At 39.8% G+C, this 21,307-nt stretch carries 11 protein-coding genes; 10 read left to right on the plus strand and 1 reads right to left on the minus strand.

Annotation, left to right across the window (positions count from 1 at the left end):
* From A0J48_RS09130 to A0J48_RS09150, 5 genes are all read left to right on the plus strand, one after another.
* Positions 1-2,997, plus strand: coding sequence for a type I polyketide synthase (locus A0J48_RS09130; protein WP_200322376.1), 2,997 nt, complete (start codon positions 1-3; stop codon positions 2,995-2,997).
* Positions 2,994-9,932, plus strand: a complete 6,939-nt coding sequence (locus A0J48_RS09135; RefSeq protein ID WP_200322377.1) for an SDR family NAD(P)-dependent oxidoreductase — start codon at positions 2,994-2,996, stop codon at positions 9,930-9,932. Before A0J48_RS09130 ends, A0J48_RS09135 begins: the two co-directional genes overlap by 4 nt.
* Positions 9,933-9,992: 60 nt before the next feature.
* Positions 9,993-11,261: a lipase family protein gene (locus A0J48_RS09140; RefSeq protein ID WP_200322379.1), complete on the plus strand. Its 1,269-nt coding sequence runs from the start codon at positions 9,993-9,995 to the stop codon at positions 11,259-11,261.
* 475 nt (positions 11,262-11,736) lie between these two features.
* A complete protein-coding gene (locus tag A0J48_RS09145) occupies positions 11,737-16,212 on the plus strand; it encodes a LamG-like jellyroll fold domain-containing protein (protein WP_200322381.1) in 4,476 nt (1,491 codons plus the stop codon).
* A gap of 508 nt (positions 16,213-16,720) precedes the next feature.
* Positions 16,721-18,511 (plus strand): ABC1 kinase family protein, encoded by a 1,791-nt coding sequence (locus A0J48_RS09150; RefSeq protein ID WP_200322383.1) that lies wholly within the window; start codon positions 16,721-16,723, stop codon positions 18,509-18,511.
* A 158-nt stretch (positions 18,512-18,669) separates the two neighbouring features.
* Here the strand turns inward: A0J48_RS09150 and A0J48_RS09155 are convergent, their stop codons facing one another.
* A complete protein-coding gene (locus tag A0J48_RS09155; protein WP_200322385.1) occupies positions 18,670-18,828 on the minus strand; it encodes a hypothetical protein in 159 nt (52 codons plus the stop codon).
* 74 nt (positions 18,829-18,902) lie between these two features.
* On the opposite strand from A0J48_RS09155, the gene A0J48_RS09160 reads away from it, so the two are divergent.
* From A0J48_RS09160 to A0J48_RS27730, 5 genes are all read left to right on the plus strand, one after another.
* Positions 18,903-19,016 carry a GNAT family N-acetyltransferase gene (locus A0J48_RS09160; RefSeq protein WP_200322387.1) on the plus strand — a complete coding sequence of 38 codons (114 nt, stop codon included), beginning with the start codon at positions 18,903-18,905 and terminating at the stop codon, positions 19,014-19,016.
* A gap of 51 nt (positions 19,017-19,067) precedes the next feature.
* Complete coding sequence (locus A0J48_RS09165; RefSeq protein ID WP_200322389.1) at positions 19,068-19,322, plus strand: YlcI/YnfO family protein; 255 nt, start codon at positions 19,068-19,070, stop codon at positions 19,320-19,322.
* Positions 19,315-19,752, plus strand: coding sequence for a type II toxin-antitoxin system VapC family toxin (locus A0J48_RS09170; protein WP_200322391.1), 438 nt, complete (start codon positions 19,315-19,317; stop codon positions 19,750-19,752). The genes A0J48_RS09165 and A0J48_RS09170 overlap by 8 nt, the downstream gene beginning before the upstream one ends.
* A gap of 35 nt (positions 19,753-19,787) precedes the next feature.
* A complete protein-coding gene (locus tag A0J48_RS09175; protein WP_200322393.1) occupies positions 19,788-20,786 on the plus strand; it encodes an RpnC/YadD family protein in 999 nt (332 codons plus the stop codon).
* Between the two features lie 240 nt (positions 20,787-21,026).
* Positions 21,027-21,307, plus strand: a 281-nt coding sequence (locus A0J48_RS27730; RefSeq protein WP_411841124.1) for a DUF6615 family protein, incomplete at its 3' end; no start/stop codon positions are given.

Genomic DNA, 21,307 nt, shown 5'->3' on the forward strand with positions numbered 1-21,307 from the left:
ATGGAAAAAATAGCAATTATAGGAGTTGGTTGTCGTTTTCCTGGTGCTGATAATCCATCATCTTTTTGGGAACTTCTAGCTAATAAAGTAGATGCGATTAGAGAGCTATCATCACGACCTTATGATTGGGACTCGTTGCACGAGCATTCCGTAGTCCCTACCACTGGCAAATCAAAAAGCATAAAAGGTGGCTTTTTAGAACAAGTAGAGTACTTTGATCCTAATTTTTTTCAAATTTCTCCCAGAGAAGCAGAACGTCTTGATCCTCAGCAAAGGTTACTTTTGGAAGTTGCTTGGGAAAGTTTGGAAAATGCAGGAATAGTAGCATCAACAGAACTTAGTGGTACTCAAACGGGGGTTTTTTTAGGTGCTACTAACTATGACTACGGTGTAATCTTAGCCAAAGAAAATGCTCAAATTAACGCTTACAATGCAGTTGGCACCAGTTTGGGCATTATTGCTAATCGCTTGTCATATTTACTAAATCTACAAGGGCCAAGTTTAGTCATAGATACTGCTTGTTCTTCATCACTGGTAGCCATTCATTATGCTTGCCAAAGTTTGTTAAGTGGAGAGTCTAATCTGTGTTTGGCTGGGGGAGTTAACCTAATTTTGTCATCCGAAGCAACAATCGCCCTCTCTCATGCCCAAATGATGGCAGCAGACGGTCGTTGCAAAACCTTTGATGCTGCTGCGGATGGTTATGTCCGGGGAGAAGGATGTGGAGTTGTAGTCCTCAAACGTCTTGCTGATGCACTGAAGGATGGAGACAATATTCAAGGAATTATTAGAGGTTCAGCCGTTAACCAAAATGGTCTCAGTAATGGACTGACAGCCCCCAATGGGCCTTCTCAACAAGCAGTTATTCGCCAAGCCTTAGCCAAGGCTGGGGTGAAACCATCACAGATCAGCTATGTCGAGACTCAAGGTACGGCAACACCTTTGGGAGACAGCATTGAAGTGAATTCTCTCAAAGCGGTGCTGATGGAAGGTAGGGAAGTAAATCAACCTTGTTGGATTGGTTCAGTTAAGACAAATATTGGTCATTCGGAAGCTGCTTCTGGGATCGCCGGGTTGATAAAAGTAGTTTTATCGCTACAACATGGTGAGATTCCGGCTCATCTGCATCTTCAAGAGTTAAATCCTTACATTAAAATTAAAAACACTCCTATTCAAATTCCCACAGAACTACAGCAATGGCCAGATCAAGGACAACCTAGACTGGCTGGAGTTAGCGCCTTTGGTTTTGGCGGTACAAATGCTCATGTGATTTTAGAAGAAGCGCCCCCTCAAGTCAAAAGTCAAAATTTGCGGGAGCGTTCTTTTAATTTATTAACTTTATCAGCAAAAACTGAACCAGCGTTGCAAGCATTGGTCAGTCGCTATCAAAGTCACCTTGAGGCTGATCCAAAACTAGAATTAGCAGATATTTGTTTTACGGCAAATACAGGGCGATCGCATTTTCAGCACCGTTTAGCAGTTGTAATTGACTCAAAAGAGCAATTAATCGCACAACTAGCCGCTTTTAAAACAGGAAACCATACTACTGGATTGTTCAGCAATCAAGCAAGTAAAAAGCCGTCGAAAATCGCTTTCCTATTTACTGGAGAAGGCTGCCAGTACCTCAACATGGGAAAGCAACTCTACGACACTCAGCCCATATTCCGCCAAACTCTTGAGCAGTGCAATGAGATTTTACGCCCCTATCTGGAACATTCACTGTTAAAAATACTATATCCTGACCAAGCAGGAGAACAAATTGCATCATTATTAGATCAAACCGCCTATACTCAACCAGCCTTATTTGCCTTTGAATATGCCCTGTATCAACTTTGGAAATCTTGGGGTATTCAACCAAATGCAGTCATGGGACATAATGTCGGCGAATATGTTGCTGCAACTATGGCAGGGGTTTTTAGCTTGGAAGATGGACTCAAACTCATCGCCCATCGGGGAAGATTGATGCAGCAGTTACCATCTGGTAGCGAGATAGTTTCAGAAAACTTGGTCAGAGAATTCATTGCACCATTTAATCAGACAGTGACGATTAATGGTTCGCCGTTAATAACATCAGTGTTGGCAGAATTTTCAGCCATAGCCAATGAAGTTACCTACAATCAGCCGCAAATACCATTAATATCCAATGTTACTGGTAATCGGGCTGATGAGGAGATGGCAACAGCACAATACTGGATCAATAATGTATTTGGTGCGGTGCAGTTTACTAAAAGTATGCAGACATTGCATCAACTTGGGTATAAAGTATTCTTAGAAATTGGTTCAAAGCCCATTTTATTGGGCATGGGGCGTGAATGCCAACCTGCCAATGAGGGTATGTGGCTACCTTCTTTGCTTCCTGGGCTGGACGAATGGCAAGTCATGCTATCTAGTTTAGGGCAGTTGTCTGTAGCCGGAGTCAAAGTAGATTGGTCAGGATTTGACCGTGATTATCAGCGGACAAAAGTTGCACTACCAACATATCCATTTCAAAGAGAGCGATATTGGATTGACACAGGCACTATCCAGCCTCAAAAGCAATATCTGCCAAAAAAGCTCGAAATAGAACAACAAGCCGCAAAACTATCAATTTCCACCCAAAATACCAAAATTTGGCAACAGCTAGAAACGGCAGAGTCAAGCGATGTCTTCGGCGAGCGCAGCGATCGCTTGACTTTATTAATAACTTATCTTCAGGAGCAAATCGGCAGGATTTTAGGATTTAAAGGCTCTCAATTGCCCAACATAGAGCAAAATTTTTTTGAAATGGGCATGGATTCTCTAATGCTTACGGAATTGCGAAATAAAATTCAAACGGATTTGAATTTAGATATTCCTATTAATATTTTTATGGAAGGGGTAACTATTGTCACCCTATCAACTCAGATCAACCAGCAACTAGCTCCGATAAATGTTACTCCAACTGTGGAGTCCGAAAGTAATGATCAATTTCAGTTAACAAACGCCAAAGATAGTGATTGGATTGAGATAGAAATATGATAGTAGAATTTTTACAAGACCTTTCTTTCAAAGGAGTTAAATTAGGACTTAACGGCGAAAAATTGCGTATTGGTGGTTCTCAGTCTGTCCTAACTTCTGATGTCATTGCTCAACTACAGCAGCACAAAACTGAAATTTTACAGGTACTCCAAGATACCCCAGATATTCTCAATGTTTATCCCCTCTCCTATGGTCAACAAGCCATGTGGTTTCTGTGGCAATTAGCACCAGAGAATGGATTTTACAATGTGGCATTTACCTGTCGTATCTGCTCCTACGTCAATGTTACGACTTTGCAAAAGACTTTCCAGACTTTAATTGAACGTCATCCGCAGTTGCGTAGCAGTTTTCCTAAACAAGGTAACAAGCCAGTTCAAAAGATCAATCAAACCGAGTTAACAGGCTTTCAGCAGATAAATGCTTCTACTTGGAGTGACCAGGAACTTCATCAGCAGGTTTTTCAAGAATCCCAGCAACCCTTTGACCTGGAAAATGGGTCGGTAATGCGAGTGAGTTTATTTACTCGTTCTGAACAAGAACATATTTTGTTACTAACAGTACATCATATTGCCATTGATGCTTGGTGTCTTCCATTGCTGATGGAAGAAATGATCATGACCTATCCTGCCCTAGAGTCAGGGGTTGAGCCACCTTTGACTCCTCTGAAAAACTCCTACATAGATTACGTGCGTTGGCAAAGAGAATTGTTGACAAGCACTCAAGGAGAAAAACTTTGGAACTATTGGCAAAAAAAATTGGCAGGGGACTTACCTGTACTCAACTTGCCCACAGACAGACCACGACCATCTATCCAAACTTATAACGGCGCTTCTCATAGATTCACACTATCTCCAAAGCTGACAGAACAAATCAAACAGCTGGCTCAAAAAGAAGGTGCGACTCAATCTATGGTGCTGCTGGCTGCATTTAAGATTCTCTTATATCGTTACACGGGACAGGAAGATATTTTAGTCGGTGTTCCCTCTTCCGGTAGAACTAAATCTGAATTTATGCCACTAGTTGGCTACTTTGTCGATCCAGTTGTGATGCGGGTGAATTTCTCCGAAAGTCCCAGCTTTCAGGAGTTTCTCTCTCAAATTCGCCAAACAGTATCAGAAGCATTGGCGCATCAAGATTTTCCCTTTGCTTTGCTGGTAGAACGATTACAATCAAAGCGCGATCCTAGCCGTTCCCCTATATTTCAGGCTTTATTCAACTTTGTTTTGCAAAACTTACGGCAGTTTCCCTATAGCCAACAACTATTATTAGGTGGTGAAGTAGATCGAGAAGGATTTAAATTAAAACCTTACGAAATGTCCCAAATGGAGGGACAGTTTGATCTAGACTTGATGATGGCAGAAGGAAGTTCGGATCTAGTTGGGTTTTTCAGGTATAACACTGATTTATTTGATGAACAGACTATTGCCCAGATGGCAAGTCATTTCCAAAATATATTAGCAGCAATTATATCCAATCCACAGCAAAAAGTTAGTCAACTGCCTCTTTTCAATGAAGCAGAAAAACAGCAGATATTAATGGTCTGTCAAGACCCCGTTATCAAGTCTCAAAATAATAGATTAATTTATCCTGAATGGGCAGAGAATTCACCAATTTATGTATTAGATTCTCATAGAGAATTGCTTCCTTTTGGTGTAGAAGGAGAGATTTATATTGGTGATACCCATCAGCAGCACGAACAAAGTACAACTGAGGTTATAGAACACCCCTTATTGGGAAGATTGCTGAGAACTAAAACATGGGGTCGCCTGCGCCGAGATGGATCTTTAGAGGTGCTGGGATTAATACAAAGGCAAGCCTGGATTGGGGGACACCGGATCAATTTCCAGACCGTAGAGCAAGAGTTACTATCAATCTTTGGTATAGAAGATTGCTATGTTATGGCGCGAGAGGGGAAACTCGTTGCTTACGTTGTTAGCTCAAAATCCTTAGCAAACGAGTCTCTCAATGCTCACTTACAGGCTAAATTGCCTGATTATATGTTGCCGATTGCTTATGTACAAGTATCGAATTTGCCGTTGACAGCAACAGGACAAATTGATGAGCAGGTTTTGACATCTTTAGAAGTGATTGATACTAAACTTCTAGAAAAATGGCAGCAACAATTAAACAGCCATCCCGAAATTGATCAAGCAGTAGTAATTGCCAGTTCACGTCACACATCTTCACCCCCACCACTCCATTTAGCAAAACTACTACCACCAGGAATAAATAACACAGCAATTTCCTTAACGGTTGCTGAAACTGCCTCTGTTGTTGGTCTTGTTTCTACAGAAACACCACAATTTACCACACCTGCGATTAGTGATGGTGGTCTACTGAATATTCCAGAAGATGCTCCCAAAACGTTAACAGCAGCATTAATTCAAACAGCAAGTCGATCTAAAAATCAAGGCATTACTTACATCTCTGCAAAAGGCGAAAAGGAATTTCAGACATACACTAGCCTATTAGACGAGGCTAAACGGATTCTCAATGGTTTGCAAAATCAAGGCTTGCAACCAGGACAACGAGTTATCCTACAAATTGCATCTCTGCGAGATTATTTTCCCACCTTATGGGCTTGCATTTTGGGAGGAATTCAGCCTGTTACTGTAGCTGTAGCTCCCACTTACACAGAAAAAAATGCAGTTATTAATAAACTATACAATACATGGGAATTACTCGAACATCCATGTATTTTAGCGAGTGATGCTCTCGTTAAAGCACTAGAGAATTTGCGATCGCTACTACCGCTATCGGAATTAAAAGTTTGTTCTGTAGGAGAGTTAAGAAAATACTCAGCTATCGCAGAAATTTATCCCTGTCGTCCTGATGAAGTAGCTTTCTTGCAGCTAACTTCTGGTAGCACAGGAGTTCCTAAATGTATTCAAGAAACTCATCAAGGTATTATCGCTCATATCCATGCAGCGCAACAATTTAATGGCTATGCAACTGAAGACATTGGACTGAATTGGTTACCAGTTGACCATGTTGTACCGATATTAACCTGCCACTTCAAAGATACATATTTGGGTTGTCAACAAATCGAAGTAGAAACAGCAGTTATCTTAGCTAACCCCTTAAAATGGTTAGATTTGATGGAGGAATATCGAGTTTCTCACAGTTGGTCACCAAACTTTGGATTTAAGTTAATTAGTGAGGTACTAACAAAAACTCCTGGTAAAAATTGGGATCTTTCTTCAGTTAAATTCTTGATGAATGCAGGAGAACAGGTAACTCCTAGAGTTATCCGAGAATTTTTGAATTCTGTTGCACATTTTGGTATTTCTTCTCAAGTTATGCAACCAGCTTTTGGTATGGCTGAAGTCTGTACTTGCATGACTTATCAAAATCAGTTTAACGAGCAAACTGATATTTATCGGATTAAAAAATCTTCTGTTGGCGGTCAGTTAGAGCAAACAACTGATTCTAGCATTGATGTGATTGAATTTACTGATCTTGGTCGTCCAGTTCCAGGCGTGCAAATTCGCATTACTGATGATAAAAATTCCCTTTTACCAGAAGGTGTAATCGGGCGTTTTCAGATTAAGGGAAAAGTCGTCACTCCAGGTTATTTGAATAATCCTCAAGCTAATGCAGAAGCTTTTGTTGGAGATGGTTGGTTTAATTCAGGAGACTTAGGCTTTATTCTGAATGGTCATTTGGTTTTGACCGGACGAGAGAAGGAAGTAATCATCATTAATGGAGCTAATTATTACTGCTATGAAATCGAAGATATTGTCAATAGCATTGCAGGTGTAGCTCCCACTTATGCAGGTGCTTGTGCATTCTCTAATCAACAGACAGGAACTGAAGGATTAGCAATTTTCTTTTCACCTGAGCAAACAGACTCTCAACTTAACTTGGAAGTTATTCAAGCTATCAGGAGAGAAGTTACTTCTCAGTTAGGAATTGCTCCTTATTATGTGATTCCTGTAGAACGTCAGGAATTTCCTAAAACCACAAGTGGCAAAATTCAGCGTTCTCAACTGAGAAAGAAACTAGAATCTGGTGATTTTAGTTCGCTGATTCAAGAAATTGATATTAAACTCGGCAAGAACACAATTCCCGATTGGTTTTATCAGAAAGTTTGGTGTCAGAAGCAGGCGCGAATTAATCCTATTTCTACTGTCAGACAAACGGTGATAGTCTTTCTTGATGATTTAGGATTAGGACAATCACTTTGTCAAAGACTGGAAGCTCAAAATTATCCTTGTATCAAAGTTGAGGTAGGAAATCATTTTGCTCAAATTAGCAGTGAACATTATGTAGTAAATCCTGCCAATGAAGAAGATTATGCCCAGTTAATAACATCATTAATCACTAACAATTATGCCATTGGTCATATTTTCCACCTCTGGAATTATGAAATCTATAATGATGGTATTTCTAACCTAGAAAATCTTGATGTTAGTCAACAGAAAGGACTTTATAGCCTACTGTTTTTAGTGAAAGCAATAGATAAATTGCATGAAACAAAAGAGCGTATACAGTTGTTGTTTGTAGATACTTGTAGTCAAGTTATTTTACCAACTGATGCGATTGCATATCAAAAAGCAACAGTTTTTGGCTTCCTCAAAACCATCCCCCAAGAAATACCTTGGTTGGACTGTCGTCATATTGATCTGCCTATTGCTGCGGTGGAAATTAATAGAACTTATTTACTGGCAGAATTTTCTGTTTTGACTCCAGAGCTAGAAGTTGCTTACAGAGATGGACAACGGTTAGTTCCTCGTCTACAAAAGACAGATTTTGCCCAACAAGAACAGCAACAACTTCCTTTTAAAACAGGTGGAGTCTATTTAATCACTGGTGGACTTGGAGGTATTGGTGTTAAGATTGCTAGGTATTTGTTAGAGCATTACCAAGCTCGTTTATTGTTAATTGGTCGGACACTTTTACCAGATGAAAGCACTTGGGAAAATTATCAAGAAGGTGAAGATAAATTAATAGCCAAGATTCAAGCGTATCAACAGCTAAGACAACTTCCCGGCGCAGTTCTTTATCAATCTGTTGATATTTGTAATCTGGATGACATGAAACAGACCCTTGATTTGGTATCATCTCAGTGGCATACTCAAATTGATGGAGTAATTCATTTAGCGGGAGGTTTGCCAGAACACCTTATCGCGTCTGAAACGAAAGAAAGCTTAGTCGCTGGATTGCAACAAAAGGTAATGGGAACATGGGTACTCCATCACCTGCTGCAAAATCAAAATCCTGGTTTCTTCATCCACTTTTCCTCAGTCAATAGTTTCTTTGGGGGTACAGGTGTGTCCGCTTATGCGGCAGCTAATAGTTTCCAAGAAGCTTTTAGTACATATCAAAGAAAACATAGTTCCTGGCAGAGCTATTGCTTGAGTTGGAGTATGTGGGACGAAACGGGTATGAGTCGTGGCTATCCCATGAAAGACCTGAGTCAAGCTAAGGGATATTGTGCTATTTCACCATCTCAAGGTATGGATTCCTTATTAGTAGCTTTAGCACATCGCTCTCACCATCTTTTCATCGGATTGGATGCCAGCAAGTTACATATTCAGCAATTTACCTTAGATTGTCAAAGTTTACAGCAATTAACCGCCTTATTCACAGCCCAAACTAGCGAACTGTCCATTGCCCAATTGCAACTGTATGGGGTAAGCGATCGCTTTGGTACTCCCACTCACTGTAATTTCGTCCAACTGGATGAAATGCCTTTGACAGATGCAGGGGAAGTTGATATAAAACAGTTAACTCATACTTACACAGGATTAAAGGTGACTGAGCAAACAGAACCTCGTAATCAAGTGGAAAGTCAGTTAGCTGAAATCTTTCAAAAAGTGCTGGGGCTGGAAAAAATAGGCATCCATGATAATTTCTTTACACTGGGTGGTCATTCGGTACTAGCAGCGCAAATTGTATCTCAGATACAGGAGACTTTTGGGTGTGATCTGCCGTTGTGGGTTCTGTTCCAGTCTTCCACCATTGCCGAATTAGCCCAAATTATTGAAAAGTCTCATCAATCATCCCCAGAAGAAGCAAATGCTAATAGGCATATTGAAGAAGCCCTCACCAATTATCCTTGCATAGTCCCGATCAAACCAGGTGGTAAGAAGCGACCTTTCTTCTTGATTCACCCAATGGCTAGTTTTGTGTTTCCTTATTACCCTGTAGCTTATCAGCTTGGTGCTGATCAACCAGTCTATGGGATACAATCACCAGGATTAACGGGATATAAAGAACCTTTAAAGCGAGTTGAAGAAATGGCGGCTTATTACATTGAAGCCATCCGTGCAGTTCAGCCCGAAGGTCCCTACTCCCTTGCAGGATGGTCATTAGGAGCGTACATAGCTTATGAAATGGCTCTTCGTCTCCAACAAGCAAATCAGGAAGTGGACTTACTGGTACTCTTTGATTCTCCTCCTAGTTTGAAAACTGGCTACAAAGCCAGGGATTTCGGGAGAATAGCTGGTTTAATAGTAAGTTTTCAGGATAACTTGCCTTGGCTTTACGATTACCTCGCCCTGATCAGAGTAGCGGAACCCTTATCTTCGCAACCATCCCCAGGTGATGGGCAGACTAAAGGTCTAATCAAAAAGATGCTGTCATTTTTCGGTTATAGTTCTGTCAACAAAAATCACCAGGACATGACCATAGGAGAGAAACTTGGTGTCACACTTCGTCTGTGTCAGATGGTGATGAGTAATATTCAAGCTTTGTTGCGATACAAGGCATCCTCTTATGATGGCAAGGTGATCCTGTTAAAAACCAGTGATTCGGGACTTGACCAAGATGAAACTTGGGGTTGGCGTGAATTTGCAAAAGGTGGTGTTGATGTACATACTGTACCCGGCAATCATCTGACCTTAGTACGACATCCCAACGCATCTGCGATCGCTCAAATCCTGAGACGATACCTTGATTGTATCCCCGATACAACCTCTGATAAGAATTAACCAGCGCAGTGCTAGGTTATACCCAATTCTCATTTAAATTAATAAAATGGAGACCTCACCATGACTACATCGTTGAAGTTACGTAAAGGCTTTAGTTTTGATGAAGCCATCCTCATGACAACTCTGTCTAAGTATGCCTATGATGTTTTCCAGTACGACGATGGCAGTATTGACGATTCAGAGCTAAAGACAGTTTACGATGCTCTTTATAAAAATCAGGGCTGGCAGTTAGTTCATACTGTTCGTAATGACCAAAGCAATGTTCGGGCGCTAATTCTCAAAAATACTAAATCAGGAGTAGCTCATCAGTACGCAATTTCCTTCCGAGGTTCAGCAGGTATGGATAAAGGAGCGGTCAACCTGGATAATGTCGTTTCTGATGTAGATTGGAAACTGGTTGATTACGGCGCTTTGTCGATACAAAAAGCAAAAGTTGTGCGAGGGTTTCATCTGGCCTTTGAATCTGTAGCTGATGAAATTCAATGCTTCTTCCGGACTTTGCGGGGCGAATTACAACCTACAGATTTACGGTATCTGCATCAGTTACCACCCCTGAGAAAATTTGCATGCATCACGGCAATGACAGATGCAGGAGGAATTCTGCTCGGAACAGAGTTTCAGGAACAAGCCAAAGATTTGATTGCTCAAGTGATTGCTGACGGTGAAGTGGATAACGATGAAGAACTAGAGAAAATTTTTCAATTTGTAGAAGAGCAGATATTACCTAAGCAATCACCCTTAACAGAAACTGTAGAGGTATGGGTAACAGGTCACAGTTTGGGTGGCTCCTTGTCTCAACTAGGGGCGCTGTCTCTGCGACGCTGGTTCGGTTCTGCCGACAATGGAGGATTGTTGATCAAAGTTTATGCGATCGCCGCCTGTAGAATTGGCAATCAAGCATTTGTAGATTTCTACAACCAGCGCATCGGATCAGAACTGAGCTATCGCATCGAAAATACGTTGGATACGATTCCAACTATCCCCCTAAATCCCCCCCTGCCGATCTCTTTGATCGCTCCTGAAGGACTACAAATAGGGAATATTTTCCTTGGTGAGTATGCTAACGGTGGGGAAGCGATTACAGTGACGGGATTCGGTAGTGGTCAAAGCGCGTCTATATCCTTTGGCGGACTTTTCAGCATCCCGTTTAGCGTTCCCTTTCCACACAGCCCGGAAACATATATTGAATTATTGGGGGGTCAGAAAAAATATTGGAATGAGTTGGCTCGTCCCGTTAAGGATGTTTTCCGTCCTTTTTTGCTCGAACTGCTGGATGATGAACAGAAAAAAGATGTAAATGCCAAAGAAAATACCACCAGCGTCAATTAGTGATGTAGCTGTTACTAAGTAACAGGGACTGAGGATTGCCGATGAGGAATCGGAGCAAATTTTTTGCTCTAATTCCTCCTCTATTTTGGGAATGATTCAGTCTCCCCCACCAGAGCAGCATTTCTTTAACTACTAAATTTGTATACTTTTGTGGTACACACGGATGTCTAAAAATATTGCATTTTCACCATAAATAATTGTATAAATTTGAGGTAAGCATTCATCTGTCAGCAAGAAAGAAGAAAAGCATCAATAATAGGCTGTCAATTGCTCTCATTAACACTGGTGTAATTTGACAAAACTCCGTATCCTTGTTATTAACTCAGTCGCTCTCTAGAGAATAGCTAATGACTGATTACTAATAGCTGAATACTTACAATTTGAGAACTCATCAACTAACCCTGGATTTTTCAATTTGTGTGACACTTAGATTCAATTTCTATAATTATTCAACAAGCCCTAAGTAATGATAGTTATGTCAAATAATCTGATTTCCAACCAATCTGTTTTAGCGTTTGATGGACAGGATGATTACCTAGTTATTCCCAACCAAAATGCTATTAACTTTGATCAAAATCAAAATTTCTGCATCGAACTCTGGTTAAAAGTTGGCACAATTGAACCGGGGTCTAGTACGATTTTTGATGTCAATATTATTGAAAAATGGCAAGGAAGTGCTTTTCCCTATTCTATTCGTTATAGTTCTACCAGGGGAACCATCTATGGCTCTCGCTATGATGGAAAAAATCCATCAGTTTCTTCAAAGATATTGGTTAATGACGAAAAATTTCATCATGTAGCTTTTGTTAAACAAGACTCCCAATTGTTCTTGTATGTTGATGGTGTTGAACAAAGCCAAACCCAAGATACAACAATTCAATCTACAAAAAATAGTTCTCCTCTGTATGTAGCAGCAGGTACTTCTATTAGTAAAGGAGGAGGAGGTCGACGTTTTTTCTCAGGTCAAATTGCTGATCTTCGCCTGTGGAATATTGCTCGCACTCCAGAAGAAATTCAGCAAAATATGAACTTTCGTTTGCTGGGAAATGAGCCAGGGTTAGTGGGTTATTATCCCTTGGCTGGAGATAGTAATGATAGAACCAATAATGCTAATCACGGCACAATTAATGGTGCTATTTGGCAGCAAGAAGAAATGCCAATTAAAGCATCCCCGTCTGTTCAATGCGTACTGTCATTTGATGGGAAAGACGATTATGTAGGCTTGCCAGCAGCAAAAATAGATTATTCTCAGGGGTTCACTGTCGAAGTTTGGGCGCGGTACACCAGCTTTCAACAATCTTGGTCAAGAATTATTGATTTCGGTAATGGAGCAGGAAAAAACAACATTGTTTTGGCTCATCTGGGAACATCTAACACCTTGGCATTCCATCTATATTCCAATGCTGGAGTAGACATGATTGAAGTCCCAAACTCTTTGGAAATGGGTAAATGGACACACTTAGCTGTGACTATTGATAAATCCGGGGTAGCTAAATTTCATCAAGATGGCAAATTAATCTTAAGTAAACCATTCCATCTTCCAGATAATGTCAACAGAACATTGAACTATATAGCCAGAAGTAACTGGAATGATGGTTACTTTGAAGGTCAAATCTTGGAACTAAGACTGTGGAATATTGCCCGCAGCCAAGAAGAAATTCAACAAAATATTAACTCCCGTGTGACGGGAAATGAGCCAGGGTTAGTAGGTTATTATCCCTTGGCTGGAGATGCTAATGATAGAACCAATAATGCTAATCACGGCACAATTAATGGTGCTATTTGGCAGCAGGAAGAAATGCCAATTAAAGCAATTACAAACAATGACGAAATATTGAAAACTATGCAACCAGTTTTAATGTTTGATGGTAAGGATGATTATGTAGAAGTTCCTTACAGTCAATCCCTTAATCCTAATGTATTTACTGTTTCCGCTTGGGTAAAAGTTGTCGGAGGTCAGGGAACTTGGCGTTCAGTGATTACATCCCGTGATGCCAGTCCCTTATCACAAGGTTATATTATCTACGCAGGAGATAATAATAAGTGGCAAGCTTGGGTTGGTAATAATACACAGGCTTGGGAAATTGTTGCTGGTTCAGACGTAATTCTTAATACTTGGACTCACATAACAAGTACCTTTGATGGTAAACAACTGAAACTTTATATCAATGGAACAGAAGTTGGCAGCAAAAATGTAGTTTACACACTAAATACTCGATGCCCTCTGCGAATAGGTGCTGGTGCCACTGAAGCAAAACCGCAATATTTCTATCCTGGTCAAATTGCAGAAGTTGGTGTGTGGAATAAAGCCCTTACAGGGGCAGAAATTCAGGCGAAGTTGAATCAGCGTCTGACAGGAAAAGAGCAGGGTTTAGTTGCTTATTTGCCCTTGAATGAAGGTTCGGGCAGTATCGTTACTGACAAGACAGGTAAAGGCAATAACGGTACGATTAATGGGTCTATTTGGCAGCAAGAAGAACTGCCAATTAAAGATGTAACATCTAGTGAAAACGAGAGTAATTTAATTACAGGTGGTAATACTCCAACTAAATATGGAATTGCAGATTCAGCCTCCAATTTTTACATAGTAGATACAAACAATCCTGTCGATGGTAATGGAGAATTAACAGGGTGGGAAATTTGGGCAGAAAATACCTTACCTGTACAACTGATGATATACAGAAATGAGTCCAATGTTTGGTCAGTTGTTGGGCAAAGTGAAAGAAAAACTCCTGTTGTTGGACTAAACCAATTTTCACTTTCTGAACCTATTAAAGTCAACAAAGGTGACTTTGTGGGAATATACCATCCACAAGCAGGATGTGTCAGTTTCTTTAAAGAAAATAGTCAGGCGTGGGCTATTGGAAATTTAAGTGGTAAAGTTTTATTTACAGGATCAGGTGCTACCTCTACAGCCTTTTCTAATTCAACTAATCGCACTTACTCATTAAGGGTTACAGGCAATGTTGAAGTAGAAACTCAGGCACCAGTATCTAAGTTTATCAAAGTCGGTCCCAAAGGTGGCTCGATATCAGGGACAGATTTTGAATTGTTACCTGATCATACAGTCCCACAATCACGCTTAAAAAGCATTTTGTTGAATGAAGCTTGGGCCATTAGTAGACTTCAAGTTGAATACGAAAATGTTGCTTCTACTCCTGGGACAACTTATCAGACAGAAATTGTGGGAAGTGGTGGGGGTAACAGAAAAGAAGTCTCCATACAACCAGGAGATTATCTAACTAAAATCAGTGGTACATGGGGAAGGCAAGCACCAGGATATCCCAAAGAAGAAATTATCACTATTCAATTTGAAACTAAAAATGGCATTAAATCTCCTCTTTTTGGTGGAGGAAGCGGAAACTCAGAAGTCGAACCTTTCGTTTTAGAAGCTCCTGAAGGACAAGAAATTATTGGTTTCTTTGGTTCTCATGGTGGTCCCCAAAATTTGTTAGTGCGCTTGGGAATTTATTGCCAAGCGATATCTATCTCGGAAAATCAACAAACATCTGAACCAGTAATACCACCAGAACCCTCAGTTGTTCCTGAAAATCAACAAACATCTGAACCAGTAACACCGCCAGAACCCTCAGTTGTTCCTGAAAATCAACAAACATCTGAACCAGTAACACCGCCAGAACCCTCAGTTGTTCCTGAAAATCAACAAACATCTGAACCAGTACAAACCCCTTCCATGATTATGCCTAAAAATCAACAACCCAGTAAACCAGTTTTGAAGTTCCGTAAAGGCTTTAGTTTTGATGAAGCTATCCTGATGACAACTCTTTCTAAATATGCCTTTGATTTTTTTGAGTATGATGATGGCAGTGTTGACGATGAAGAGCTAAAAAAATTTTACAAGGCGACTTATAAAAATCAGGGATGGGACTTGGTTCACACCATCCGTAATGATGGCATAAATATTCGGGGACTAATTCTCAAAAATACTCAATCGGGAGTTGCTCATCAGTACGCAATCTCCTTAAGAGGTACATCCTTCGGTACTAAAGGTAGCGTTGTCAGCCTGGATAATATAATTTCTGATTTCGATTGGAAACTGATTAATTACGGCGCGTTGACTGTCCAAGGGGCAAAAGTCGTGCAAGGGGTTCATCTGGCCTGTGAGGCGGTGGCTGATGAAATTCAATACTTCTTTAAGACTCTGCGGGGTGAGCTAAAACCCTCAGATTTCCGGCAGATCTGCCAGTTACCCCCCCTACGGCAATTTGCCTGCATTACTGCTGTAGCTGATGCGGGAGGAATTCGACTGGGAGCAGAGTTTGAACAACAAGCTCAAGATTTAGTTGCGAAAGTCCTTGCCGACGGTGAAATTGATAACGATGAAGAACTGGAGAAAATTTTACAATTTCTGGAGGAGCAGCTTTTATCTAAACTATCACCGCCAACTGAACCCATAGAAGTATGGGTAACTGGTTTCAGCTTGGGTGGAGCCTTAAGCCAAGTCATTGGTTTGTCGCTACGACGTTGGTTCGGTTCTGCTGAAGATGGGGGATTCCTGATCAAAGTTTATGCGATCGCATCACCTAAAATTGGTAATCAAAAATTTATAGATTTCTACAACCAGCAAATAGGAGCAGAACTTAGTTATCGCATCGAAAATGCTTTAGATTCAGTTCCCACATATCCTTACGATCCCCCCTTCCCGATATCTGCGATCGCTCCGGAAGGACTACAAATAGGGAATCTTTTCCTTGGCAAGTATGGTAACGGTGGCGAACCCATTACAGTTACCGGACCCGGTGGTCAAAGCGCATCTATCTCGATTCCCGGCTTTTTATCTATCCCGTTTACCGTTCCCATGCCGCACAGCCCCGAAACTTATATTCAATTATTGACGGAACAGAAACAGTTTTGGGATCAGTTGGCTCGTCCCGTTAAGGATATTGCACGTCCTTTTCTGCTCGAACTGCTGCGTGATGAACATAAATGAGATGTAAATTCCAATTACAATACCAGCAGTATTCTCAATAGCAATGAAGATATACAGCAGCTTTCAGCAGTCAGCGGTCAGCAGTCAGCAGTAAAACCCTTTTGGTGCAAGGCTTTGGCGTAAAAATTTGTACCTTATTGATCTGGAATATGCTGTAACTATCATCAATTAACCAGGACTAGAGATGAGGAATTGGATTAAAAAATTTGGTCTAGGGAACTCCAAAGATTAAATTATCCAATTCCTGCATCTAAAGATAACGATTGCATTCTTATCCCCTTCCATCCCTTGCTTTTCCTGCTCCACAGCAGTTGCTCAACTTGGGGAAACCCCAAGAACGATTGGTTATTTTTTATTTGCAAGTCCCCTAACTCCTACCCTATTTTGGTAATTCTTGCAGTCTCCGCTACCAGAGCCGCATTTCTTCCACTACCAAATTAGTAATGTTTTGGTTTTGGATTTCTGTGTTTGTTACCTTATACTACTCTTATGAATTTTATACTTAAAAATGAACCATAGTACAGTACCATTACCAGATAATCTTGCCAATATTGCCAACCATAACCATCCACCTGGAAAACTTTGGTCACGTCGTTTGCAGATTTTAACTACCTTTTTATTGTTCGGTATTCTCCTGTTATGGGACTGGCTGACTAGACGCTTGCAAAGGAATCAGCAGTTACGAGCTAAAATTTTGGTGCAGAAGCTGATTCAGCTAGGTCCAACATTCATCAAATTTGGACAAGTGCTTTCTTGTCGTCCCGATCTCATACCACCTATTTATGTAGACCAACTCGCTCATCTGCAAGACAAATTGCCTCCCTTTCCTAATGAGCAAGCTTATGAGGTCATAGAAGCGGAATTCGGATGTCCATATCACCAAATCTATGCCGAACTGAATCCCGAACCTGTTGCTGCTGCTTCTTTAGGACAAGTTTACAAGGGAAAACTCCAAACAGGTGAAATCGTTGCTGTCAAGGTACAACGTCCTGGAATCATTGATATCCTTGTTCTAGATATTTACTTGTTGCAGCAATTATCAACTTGGGTACAAAAAAATATTCCATTCATCCACACTAATATTAGAGCTTTGACCGATGAACTGGCTAATAGTATCTTCAAAGAGATGGACTATGTGCAAGAAGGTTTAAATGGCCAGAAATTTGCCCAACTTTACGGTAATTTGCCGCAAATTTATGTGCCACGTATTTATTTAAAATACACCACAAGCCGAGTCCTGACAATGGAGTGGGTGAATGGCGAAAAAATAACTTCAACTGAGGTGACTCAAAGACAAGGATTAAACCCTGCTGATTTAATTGCTGTAGAATTTAAATTTGCTTTACAACAACTTCTCAGCGGTGGGTTTTTTCATGCCGATCCTCACCCTGGTAATGTACTAGTAACCCCAGAAGGGAAATTAGCTTACCTGGACTTTGGCATGATGAGCGAAGTGACACCAGAAACGCGTGACTTGCTGATTATCTTCTTTTTACATTTGGTAAGTGGTGATTTTCCGTCCTTGGCTGAAGACCTTGTTTCATTGGAATTTCTCCCTCCAGAAACTGACTTAGCTCCCTTAATTCCCAAACTGGCTCAGATGTTTGGCAATATTCGAGAAACTAGTATTGCTGAATTTGGCTTCAAGCAAATGTTTGACAATCTATTAAGTTTAATTTACGAATATTCCTGGCAAATTCCTAAATTCTATGTGTTGGTTTTTCGATGCTTTGCCACCCTGGAAGGAATAGCTCTCAAATTGAATCCCGATTTTCAGGCTTACAAAGTGGGGTATCCCTATATTTCACAATGGGTATTAACCAAGCGATCGCCCGTGCTATGGACTGCTCTCAACAAGTTCTGTTTGAACAACAAGACAATGCAATGGGATGTAGTGTCAGATTTATTAAATAATATTTATCAAAGTGAAGATTTTAACCTTTATCTGACATCAGAACGAATGTTAGAGTTTTTATACTCTCCTCAAGGAGATCCATTACGTCATGTTCTAGTGAATGAAGTCGTTACCAAGGTAGAAAATTTCTCAAAAGAAACTTTTGAGGAGATGATGATGTGGACGAGAGCAATAACGACTCCTTTCCCTAATATGGCGAAACTAAATAAAAATTGGGAGAATATCCAGCCATTTATAGGTAAATTTTTACTCAATACCCCTTCAAACCTTCCCTCTATCTATGAATTATCTCAACTGTTTTTGCGGCCAGAAGCCAAACGTTTAGTGCAGGAAATAGTTAATAAATTAGGAATGCGAATATTAAAGCAGTTTATCCCAGCCTAAGAGAGTGTTGAAAAAGTTTGAATATTTTCACAAGATCAAGATCTTTTAATTGAAGCTAATCATTGTCAGTCTGAAGGAATTTATTTTTCAGATGTTATTTATGCTTCTCAATTATCTCTTGCTATTGGTGATTGTGTTGGGGAATTAGAAATTATTGCTCAAGCAAGTGAACCAGAAGATTTTGCTAATTTAGTTATATCTACTTTTACAGCGATCGCACTCAAAACCACCAATGAAATTATTGGTGATTGTGCCTTTTGCATCTTAGCTGAAGATGGACAACAGGCGGAAATTGGTTTTACCCTGTTTATTGGCATATTTATTTACAGAGTAGAAATTACATCGTATCCGGGCAAATTGCGATCGCGCCAACATTGCATATATTCGACTCATGGAACGTTTGGGAATGCGACGGGAAGGACATTTTGTCAAGAGTTTGTGGTTTAAGGGTGAGTGGGTTGATGAATTGTGGTTTGCTATTTTGCGTGAGGAGTGGGAAAGATAGATTAGTTATAAAAAGTGATACCATTAATTGGTTGCATTAAATAGTTGTGTTATGGAACGGGAAGCTTTAACAATCCGTTTTCCCTCGGAACTACTCGCAAAAGCTAGGAAAATCAAAGAAAGTAGCGAATCTCTTAATGATTTAATAGTTGAGGCTTTAGAACGTGAAGTCAGACGCAGGAGGGGATGGGCTGCACATCAGCGAATTATTGCCAGAAGTGAAGCCATTAGAGCAAGAACTGGTACACAAGCCACTTCTACCGATATAATTCGCAGTCTTAGAGAGGGTGAGGGGAGACGTGACTAGAGTTTTATGCATAGATACCAGTATTTGGATACCTTACCTTGTCCCAGAAGTGTATCAACCTCAAGCTAGAAACCTACTAACAGAAGCATTAAGTTTGAATATACGTTTAGTAGCTCCTGCTTTTGCTTGGGCAGAAGTTGGATCTGTACTGCGGAAGAAAACACGAATGGGAGTCATAACTAAGGAGGAAGCACAAGGTTTTTTTGAAGACTTCTGTGAACTTCCCATTGATTACATTGAAGAAGAAACAATTAGGGTAAAGAGTTGGGAAATTGTCGAAAAATACGGTTTATCTACCCTTTATGATGCAGCTTTTCTTGCTTGTTCTGAAATGACATCTGCTGAGTTTTGGACTGCTGACGCTGCACTGGTTAGACAACTTACACCTAAACCTAATTATTTACGAGAAATAGAAGAGATAGTCAATTAAAATTATTCCTATTTTGTAATTTGTGAATCTTGATTATGCAAGAAATAACTGCCAATTTTGATGAATCCTGGAAAGAAGCATTAACCGAATATTTTGAAAGCTTTTTGACATTCTTTTTCCCGGAAGTTCATCAATTAATTGATTGGACAAAACCACCCCGTTCTCTAGATAAAGAATTACAGGAAATAACAGCTTCATCAGAGACAGAGAAACGTATTGCTGACCAACTTTATCAAGTTTGGTTGCTTGACAAACGAGAAGTTTGGATATTAATTCATGTGGAAATTCAAAGTCAATATGAAGTAGATTTTGGTGAACGGATGTATATTTATAATTACCGTTCCTTTGATCTGTATCACAAACCTGTAGTGAGTCTAGCAGTATTAGATGATGAAAGGAATAATTGGCGACCTAGTGCTTATGGTTATTCCCTTGGAGGGTGTGAAGTTAGTCTGAAATTTCCCATTGCTAAACTTCTAGACTATGAATCTCGCTGGCAAGAATTAGAAGCTAGTGATAATCCATTTGCTATCATAGTAATGGCACATTTAAAAACTAAAGCAACCACTGGTAATTTATCAGAACGGGAACAATGGAAATGGATATTAATTCGCGGACTTTATGAGCGAGGCTTAACAAAAGAACAAATTGTTAAACTCTTTAAAATCATTGACAAAATGATGACTTTACCTGAGCAATTACAGCGAAAGTTAGTGAATAAAATTCACAGTTTTGAGGAGGAAAGAAAAATGCCTTTTATCAGTCCTACAGAAGAAATGGCAATAGAACGCGGTAAGGAGATTGGTAAAGAAATTGGTAAAGAGATTGGTAAAGAACTTGGTGCTTTACAAAAGGCTCGTGATAATGTAAAAACTGTTTTGCAAACTCGACTAGGTGAGGTTTCTTTAGATATTGTTATCTCTCTATCTCAAATTTCTAATCTATCTATTTTGGATGAAATGTTGAAATTGGCAGTAACAGTTAATTCTTTTGATGATTTTAAACAGGCTTTGGAATTAGCAACATCTAACTAATTCACAGTGAATGAAATTTGCTAAGAATAAATTCAGTTTTTTAAACCCACCTTTTACTTAGTTGTTAATTCGGTGGGTTTTCTGTATAATAAGTGATATCCATACTTATATAAACTTCAATGAGGTTAATCCAATATTTCATCTAATAATTTTACGAATATTCTCGAATCATTAGCTATTGATACAAGGGCTAATTTACGTGACTCATTAGAATTAGACATCTCAATTAGCGAAGAAACAATTACAGATATAAACCTTTTAACTATAAAAAGAAAAAAAATTCCAGAAGTTGTAATTTGGAAATGTCCTAAAGACGAGGAAGCAAATACAGGTATAGATTGGGAATGGTTTATCGGAGGTAATTCAATCGGATGGTATAGATATGCAATTCAAGCGAAAAAATTATGTTTAAAAGGTAAGGGAAAGAATACTTATACAGAAATTCAACATAAGCCAAAAAATAAAAATCAAACCCAAATTGAATTATTAGAGGATTACGCAAGAGCCACTAATTCTATACC

Source organism: Sphaerospermopsis aphanizomenoides BCCUSP55, assembly GCF_001586785.1.
In the GTDB taxonomy this organism is placed as follows: Bacteria; Cyanobacteriota; Cyanobacteriia; order Cyanobacteriales; family Nostocaceae; genus Sphaerospermopsis_A; species Sphaerospermopsis_A aphanizomenoides_A.

What these genes read in the sequence shown, in the direction of transcription:
- A0J48_RS09130 (WP_200322376.1), top strand. Translation starts at nt 1, where the DNA reads ATGGAAAAAATAGCAATTATAGGAGTTGGTTGTCGTTTTCCTGGTGCT.
- A0J48_RS09135 (WP_200322377.1), top strand. Translation starts at nt 2,994, where the DNA reads ATGATAGTAGAATTTTTACAAGACCTTTCTTTCAAAGGAGTTAAATTA.
- A0J48_RS09140 (WP_200322379.1), top strand. Translation starts at nt 9,993, where the DNA reads ATGACTACATCGTTGAAGTTACGTAAAGGCTTTAGTTTTGATGAAGCC.
- A0J48_RS09145 (WP_200322381.1), top strand. Translation starts at nt 11,737, where the DNA reads ATGTCAAATAATCTGATTTCCAACCAATCTGTTTTAGCGTTTGATGGA.
- A0J48_RS09150 (WP_200322383.1), top strand. Translation starts at nt 16,721, where the DNA reads ATGAACCATAGTACAGTACCATTACCAGATAATCTTGCCAATATTGCC.
- A0J48_RS09155 (WP_200322385.1), bottom strand. Translation starts at nt 18,828, where the DNA reads ATGCCAATAAACAGGGTAAAACCAATTTCCGCCTGTTGTCCATCTTCA.
- A0J48_RS09160 (WP_200322387.1), top strand. Translation starts at nt 18,903, where the DNA reads ATGGAACGTTTGGGAATGCGACGGGAAGGACATTTTGTCAAGAGTTTG.
- A0J48_RS09165 (WP_200322389.1), top strand. Translation starts at nt 19,068, where the DNA reads ATGGAACGGGAAGCTTTAACAATCCGTTTTCCCTCGGAACTACTCGCA.
- A0J48_RS09175 (WP_200322393.1), top strand. Translation starts at nt 19,788, where the DNA reads ATGCAAGAAATAACTGCCAATTTTGATGAATCCTGGAAAGAAGCATTA.